The 6376-nt window shown below is 64.0% G+C and carries 8 protein-coding genes; 7 read left to right on the top strand and 1 reads right to left on the bottom strand.

The genetic code is table 11. From position 1 onward, the window contains the following. A partial coding sequence (locus IC66_RS0104885) for a prolyl oligopeptidase family serine peptidase (protein WP_038946850.1) occupies positions 1 to 1454 on the top strand: 1454 nt, incomplete at its 5' end. 94 nt (positions 1455 to 1548) lie between these two features. On the opposite strand, the gene IC66_RS0104880 is transcribed toward IC66_RS0104885, so the two are convergent. Further along, positions 1549 to 2220: a DUF938 domain-containing protein gene (locus IC66_RS0104880; protein ID WP_028139710.1), complete on the bottom strand. Its 672-nt coding sequence runs from the start codon at positions 2218 to 2220 to the stop codon at positions 1549 to 1551. A 267-nt stretch (positions 2221 to 2487) separates the two neighbouring features. Between IC66_RS0104880 and soxX the strand changes: the two genes are divergently transcribed. The 6 genes from soxX to soxB form a co-directional block, all read left to right on the top strand. After that, a complete protein-coding gene (soxX, locus tag IC66_RS0104875; RefSeq protein ID WP_085968002.1) occupies positions 2488 to 2814 on the top strand; it encodes a sulfur oxidation c-type cytochrome SoxX in 327 nt (108 codons plus the stop codon). 25 nt (positions 2815 to 2839) lie between these two features. After that, positions 2840 to 3331, top strand: a complete 492-nt coding sequence (gene soxY / locus IC66_RS0104870) for a thiosulfate oxidation carrier protein SoxY (protein ID WP_038946849.1) — start codon at positions 2840 to 2842, stop codon at positions 3329 to 3331. Positions 3332 to 3344: 13 nt separating this feature from the next. Beyond that, positions 3345 to 3656, top strand: a complete 312-nt coding sequence (gene soxZ / locus IC66_RS0104865; protein ID WP_028139707.1) for a thiosulfate oxidation carrier complex protein SoxZ — start codon at positions 3345 to 3347, stop codon at positions 3654 to 3656. Further along, positions 3656 to 4519: a sulfur oxidation c-type cytochrome SoxA gene (gene soxA, locus IC66_RS0104860; RefSeq protein WP_028139706.1), complete on the top strand. Its 864-nt coding sequence runs from the start codon at positions 3656 to 3658 to the stop codon at positions 4517 to 4519. Before soxZ ends, soxA begins: the two co-directional genes overlap by 1 nt. Further along, on the top strand, positions 4516 to 4821 hold the full coding sequence (locus tag IC66_RS0104855; protein ID WP_038946848.1) for a hypothetical protein: 306 nt from the start codon (positions 4516 to 4518) through the stop codon (positions 4819 to 4821). The genes soxA and IC66_RS0104855 overlap by 4 nt, the downstream gene beginning before the upstream one ends. A gap of 53 nt (positions 4822 to 4874) precedes the next feature. Continuing rightward, a partial coding sequence (soxB, locus tag IC66_RS0104850) for a thiosulfohydrolase SoxB (protein ID WP_038946847.1) occupies positions 4875 to 6376 on the top strand: 1502 nt, incomplete at its 3' end.

Below are 6376 nucleotides of genomic sequence, written 5' to 3'. Positions count from 1 at the left end.
GGCGCGGCCAGCCGGTCGATCAGGCTGAGGTGATCATCGAGACCACCGCCGATCACATGATGATCTATGGCGGCGCCGACGACACCGGACCTGAGCCGCGGGTCTGGATCGTCGAGCAGATCGACTTCTTCAATCACGCGGTCTGGCTGCGCGATGCCGCCGGTCGCATGACCAAGCTCGATCTGCCGACCGGCATCTGGCTGCAGGCCCATGGCGACTGGTTCGCGATGAAGCTGCGCAAGGACTGGACGGCCGGCGGGCGGACCTACGCCACCGACACCGTGCTCGGCATCTCACTGTCGGCATTCCTGAACGGCAGTCGCGATTTTGCGGTGCTGTTCGAGCCGGCGCCGCGGCGCGCGTTGCAAGGCCTGTTCTGGGCTGCGGGCAAGCTCGTGCTGTCGATCCTCGACGAGCTGCGTCCGCGCTTTGAGACCTTCACGCCCTCGGCCACCGGCTGGAGCCGCGAGACGCTTGGCGGTCTGCCCGAGATCGGCGTCGTCGACGTCTGGCCGCTCGATCGTCATCCCAGCGAGAGCAATGGCGATCTGCTCGCCAATGTGCAGGATCCGCTCACCCCGCCCTCGCTGCTGCTGATCGAGCGCGGCGTCGCAAGCCCGGTCGTGCTGAAGCAAGCGCCGAAGACGTTCACCGCCGACGGGCTCGTGGTGACGCAGCACGAGGCGGTCTCGATCGATGGCGAGCGCATTCCCTATGTCCAGACCGGCCCGGGCGGCGAGACCGGCGATGCGCCGGTCTATATGAGCGCCTATGGCGGCTTCGCCCATTCGGTGAAGCCGTACTACAACGCCTCGCTCGGCAAGCTCTGGCTGGAGCGCGGCGGCACCGTTGTGCAGGCGAACTTACGCGGCGGCGGCGAGTTCGGCACGCGCTGGCACGATGCCGGCCGGCTCGCCGGCAAGAAACTCTCGCATGACGATTTCGCCGCGGTCGCGGCCGATCTCGTCCGCCGCGGCGTGACGAGCGCAAAACGGATCGCGGCCCAGGGCGGATCGAACGGCGGCATCCTCATCACCAACATGCTGGTGCGCTACCCCGAGCGCTTCGGCGCGCTGTTCTGCACCATCCCGCTGATCGACATGCGCCGCTACACAAAACTGCTCGCGGGCGCGAGCTGGATCGCGGAATATGGCGACCCCGACAAGGCCGAGGAGTGGGAGTGGCTCAAGGCCTACTCGGCCTATCATAATGTGAAAGCCGGCCAGACCTATCCGCCGATCCTGATCGCCACCACGCGGCGCGACGACCGCGTTCATCCCGGCCACGCCCGCAAGATGGCGGCAAAGCTGCAGGCCATGGGTTACGAGGCCTGGTTCTACGAGCCGGAAGCCGGCGGCCACGGCTACGGCAAGGACAACAAGGAGCGCGCCGGCTTCGAGGTGCTCGGTTTTCGGTTCTTGAAGGAGAAGATCGGGTGGGGGGATGAAGGCTAGGCCCGTCATGACCGGGCTTGCCCCGGCCATCCACACCTTGCCTTGCCGCACGAAGAACGTGGATGCCCGGGACAAGCCCGGGCATGACGGTTTCCTACCGCTCAAACACCAGCGTCAGATTGTTCGCGGGCATGTCGATCGTATCGACGAGGCGAAGACCCGCAGCCTTCGCGAGCGTCTCGACGTCGCCGATGTCGCGCACGCCCCAGTCGGGATTGCCTTCACGCAGGGAGGTGTCGAACACCGCATTGCTGAGCGCGGTGTGCTTCCCGTCGCGCTTGAACGGGCCATAGAGGAACAGCTTGCCGTCGGGGCGCAGGTAGCGACCGGCGCCGGCGAACAGGCCCTCGGCCACGGCCCAGGGTGCGATGTGGATGACATTGGCGCAGAACACCGCCGCAAGGCTCGTCGGCGTCTGTCCGCTTTTCATCTCCGGACACCAGTCGGGATCGGTGAGATCGATCCGCAGGGGGCTGCGGATGTTTGCGAGGCCCGTATGGACGCGCCAGGCTTCGATGCTCTTGAGGTGGCGCTGGTTGAGGTCGCTCGGCCACCAGATCAGGCCGGGCGTGTGGCGGGCGAAATGGACCACGTGCTGGCCGGTTCCGCTGCCGAGCTCGACCACGTTGCCGGTCAGCCCGGTGAGGTGCTTTTCCAGCGCCGCCCAGATGGGCAGGTGGTTGCGATGGAACGCAGGCGCATCGAGCCGCCCATCGGGCTCGACCCGTCCGCCATCCCTGCCAAATTCGACGACATATTCAGCCAAGTCAGTCCCCAATAAATGTGAAACAGAAAAGACGGCCCGTAAGGGCCAAACGCCCTAGAATAATTTGCTAGTGCCAACCTGCTGGGATGAACAAACTGTCTCATCGGTTGCAATGCGCAGGATATTAACTCCATTTTGCCGCGTGCATAGTCTTGATTGTCAGACGATGCCCTTTGTGCTTTGGAACGCTTATATTTCCGCAAACGAGATCATCGACATAACGCTTGGGACGATGCCTTGACCGCCTTTCATTGCAAGCTTGCCGTCCTGGTGGCGCTGCTCCTCTCCGCCGGCGCGGCTGTGGCTCCGGCGCGGGCACAATCCGCTGTCGCCGACGGCCAGAAGCTCGCTTTCGATCGCGGCAAGGGCAATTGCCTGACCTGCCACGTCATCAAAGGGGGCGACCTGCCGGGAACAATCGGGCCGGAACTGAAGGACCTCAAGGCCAAATACCCCGATCGCAACGAGCTGACCGCGATCATCTTCGACGAGACCAAGCGCAATCCGCAGACCATGATGCCGCCGTTCGGCCGGAACCGGATTTTGACCGAACAGGAGATCAGCGCGATCGTTGATTTCCTGCAGACCCTGTAACGGCCGGCTGCCCAGGAGACTTGAGATGACCACGACCACCGGCCCGCTTGCGACAAGGCGCCTGATCCTTCAGGGCGCGGCCTCTGTCGCGCTGCTCGGCCTTGGCAATCTGCCGTTCGCGGCGACGCCCGCGCGTGCCGCGGCCAACGACAAATATCCGGAAGAGGCCTTCAAGCAGAAGAACGAGGCCGACGCGATCAAGGCGCTCTATGGCAAGACCGCCGAGCCCTCGGACAAAGTCAAGCTGGATGCGCCCGAGATCGCCGAGAACGGTGGCGTGGTGCCGGTGTCGGTGACGACGACGCTCGACAAGGTCACCTCGATCTCGTTCTTCGTGACCGAGAACCCGTACGCGCTTGCCGCGTCCTACAAGATCGCCGACGGCACCATTCCGGGCGTCGCCAACCGGCTGAAAATGGCCAAGACCACCAAACTGGTCGCCATCGTCGAGGCTGACGGCAAGCTCTTCAGCGCCACCAAGGAAGTGAAGGTCACCGTCGGCGGCTGCGGCGGCTAGGAGGATCGGTCCGATGGCATCAAGCATTCGCGTGCGCGCAACATCCAATGGCGACATCACCGAGGTGCAGGCGTTGATCCAGCACCCCATGGATACCGGCCTGGTCAAGGATCCCAAGGGTGAGCTGATCCCCGCGCACTTCATCCAGCAGCTGAAATTCGAATGTAACGGCAAGGACGTCTTCGTCGCCGATTGGGGCACTGCGGTCTCCAAGGACCCCTATGTCAAATTCAGCTTCAAAGGCGCCAAGAAGGGCGACGACCTCAAGATCTCCTGGACCGACAACAAGGGTGCGTCGGATACGACCACCGCGAAGATTTCGTGATGAAGACCCGATCTGCCCTGCTGCTTGGCTCGCTCAGCGCCGCGCTCGTGGCGTTCGCCCTCACCTCTCCGCGCGTCGTCGCGGCCGACAAGGTCGATCCCGTTGCCGACGCCAAGGCGTTCCAGAACTTCTTCTTCCAGAAATTTCCCGACGTGAAGCACGAGGACTTCGTCAACGGTCCGTATTCCATGAACGCGGACATGAAGCGGCAGTGGCAGGAGAAGGAGGAATTCCCTCCTTACGAGTTCGCGCTCGATGCCGGCAAGGAGATGTTTGCCACTCCGTTCAAGAACGGCAAGACCTATGCCGATTGCTTCTCCAACGGGGGCGTCGGCATCCGCCAGAACTATCCTTACTTCGACGAGAAGGAGGGCAAGGTCGTCACGCTGGAGCTCGCGCTCAACCGCTGCCGCGAGGCCAATGGCGAGGCGCCCTACTCCTACGTCAAGGACGAGATGGCCTCGCTCACCGCCTACATGGCCTTCACCTCGCGTGGCAAGCCGATGGACATCAAGATCCCCGATGATCCCCGCGCGCTCGCCGCGTTCGAGAACGGCAAGCGTTATTTCTACACGCGACGTGGCCAGATGAATTTCTCCTGCGCCAGCTGCCATGTGCAGAGCCCGGGCGAGCGCATCCGCGCCGAGATCCTGGCGCCGGCGCTCGGCATTTTGAACGCGATGCCGATCTACCGCTCCGAATGGAGCGGCATGGGCACGACCAGCCGCCGCTTCGTCACCTGCAACAGCCAGACCCGCGCGGTTCCGCTGGAGCCGCAATCGGACGAATATCGCGACGTCGAATATTTCCTGTCCTATGTCGCCAACGGCTTGCCGATATCAGGACCGGGAGCGCGGCCATGAAGCGGTCACTTCCCCTCGCCATGCTGCTGGCGCTCGGCCTCGCGTCAGCGGCGCGCGCGGCAAATGAAGCGGACTACAAGGCGGCCTATGCCACCGCTGAAGCCGCATCGAAGGAGGCTGCCGGCTTGCGCAACCAGTGGACCGTGACCGTCTCGACGCTGGCCGCGGCCAGGAAAGCGGCGGATGGCGGCGATTTCGACCGCGCCACCGCCGCAGCCAGGGAGGCCGAGGCGCTGGCAAAGGCGTCGATCTTCCAGGCGACCTCTGAAAAAGAAGCCTGGAAGGCGATGGAAATCCGCTAGACTGGCATCAACTGAAACAGTCTTGCGACATTGAGGGCGCGGAGAATTTTGATATGGCGATCCGCCGCCGCGATTTCCTGAAGGGCGCAGGCCTTGCCGCTGCATCGCTCAGTCTGCCGCGGCTTGCGCGGGGCACTGAGTCCGCGAGCATTTACGACCTCGAGCGCTTCGGCAACGCGCGCATCCTGCACATCACCGACACGCATGCGCAGCTCAACCCGGTTTATTTCCGCGAGCCCAGCATCAATATCGGCGTCGGTGAGATGGCCGGGCGGCCGCCGCATCTGGTCGGCCGCGCCTTCCTCGATCGTTTCGGCATCCGTCCCGACAGCGCCGATGCCTATGCCTTCACCTGTGTCGAGTTCGAGAAGTCTGCAGGCCGCTTCGGCAAGCTCGGCGGCTTTGCCCATCTGAAGACGCTGGTCGACCGCTTGCGCGGCGATGTCGGCGAGAAGCGCTCGCTGCTGGTCGACGGCGGCGATCTCTGGCAGGGCACCGGGCTTGCCAACGTCATGCAGGGCCGCGACATGGTCGAGGTCGCCAATCTGCTCGGCATCGAAGCGATGACCGGGCATTGGGAATTCACCTATGGCGAGCAGACGCTGCGCGACAATCTCGAGCGCTTCAAGGGCGAGTTTCTGGCGCAGAACGTGTTCCTGACCGAGGAAGCCGCGTTCAACGACGCTCCCGCCTTCGACAAGGCCACGGGACGCGTGTTCAAGCCTTCGATGATCAAGGAGATCGGCGGTCACCGGGTCGCGATCGTCGGCCAGGCCTTCCCTTACGTGCCGATCGCGCACCCCAAGCGGTTCACGCCGGACTGGACCTTCGGCATCCGCGAGGAGGAGTTGCAGAAGCATGTCGATGCCTTGCGCGGCACCGACAAGGTCGATGCCGTCATCCTGCTGTCGCACAACGGCATGGACGTCGACCTCAAGCTCGCAAGCCGCGTCACCGGCATCGACGTCATTCTCGGCGGCCATACCCATGACGCCGTGCCGCAGCCCATCGCCGTGAAGAACGCCGGCGGCACCACGCTCGTCACCAATGCCGGCTCCAACGGGAAATTCCTCGCCGTGCTCGATCTCGCGATCGACAAGGGCAAGGTCAGCGACATTCATTATCATCTCCTGCCGGTCTATTCCGAGCTGCTGAAGCCCGACCCCGGAATGGCCGAGCTGATTGGCCGGCTGCGCGCGCCGCATGTGACCGACTGGTCGGCGAAGATCGCAACGCCCGACCGCCTGCTCTATCGGCGCGGCAATTTCTCCGGGCCGGTCGACGAGCTGATCTGCACGGCGCTCCGCACCGAGCTCGATGCCGAGATCGCGCTGTCGCCGGGGTTCCGCTGGGGCGTCACCGCGCTGTCGGGCCAGGCCCTGAGCATGGAGGATCTGCTCGCGGAAACTGCGATCACTTATCCCGAGACCTATGTGCAGGAGATGACGGGAGCCCAGATCAAGGACGTGCTGGAAGACGTCTGCGACAACCTCTTCAACGCCGATCCCTATTATCAGCAGGGCGGCGACATGGTGCGCGCCGGTGGACTCAGCTA

Origin of the sequence: Bradyrhizobium genomosp. III, from assembly GCF_000261705.1 — a bacterium.
Taxonomy (GTDB): Bacteria; Pseudomonadota; Alphaproteobacteria; order Rhizobiales; family Xanthobacteraceae; genus Bradyrhizobium; species Bradyrhizobium ottawaense.
Note: the sequence above shows the minus strand (reverse complement) of the source record. Positions and strands in the feature narration are given on the sequence as shown.

Bases quoted from the DNA above. Each gene is read 5' to 3' on its own strand.
- soxY (WP_038946849.1), top strand. From the start codon at position 2,840: ATGACCACGACCACCGGCCCGCTTGCGACAAGGCGCCTGATCCTTCAG.
- IC66_RS0104855 (WP_038946848.1), top strand. From the start codon at position 4,516: ATGAAGCGGTCACTTCCCCTCGCCATGCTGCTGGCGCTCGGCCTCGCG.
- soxA (WP_028139706.1), top strand. From the start codon at position 3,656: ATGAAGACCCGATCTGCCCTGCTGCTTGGCTCGCTCAGCGCCGCGCTC.
- soxZ (WP_028139707.1), top strand. From the start codon at position 3,345: ATGGCATCAAGCATTCGCGTGCGCGCAACATCCAATGGCGACATCACC.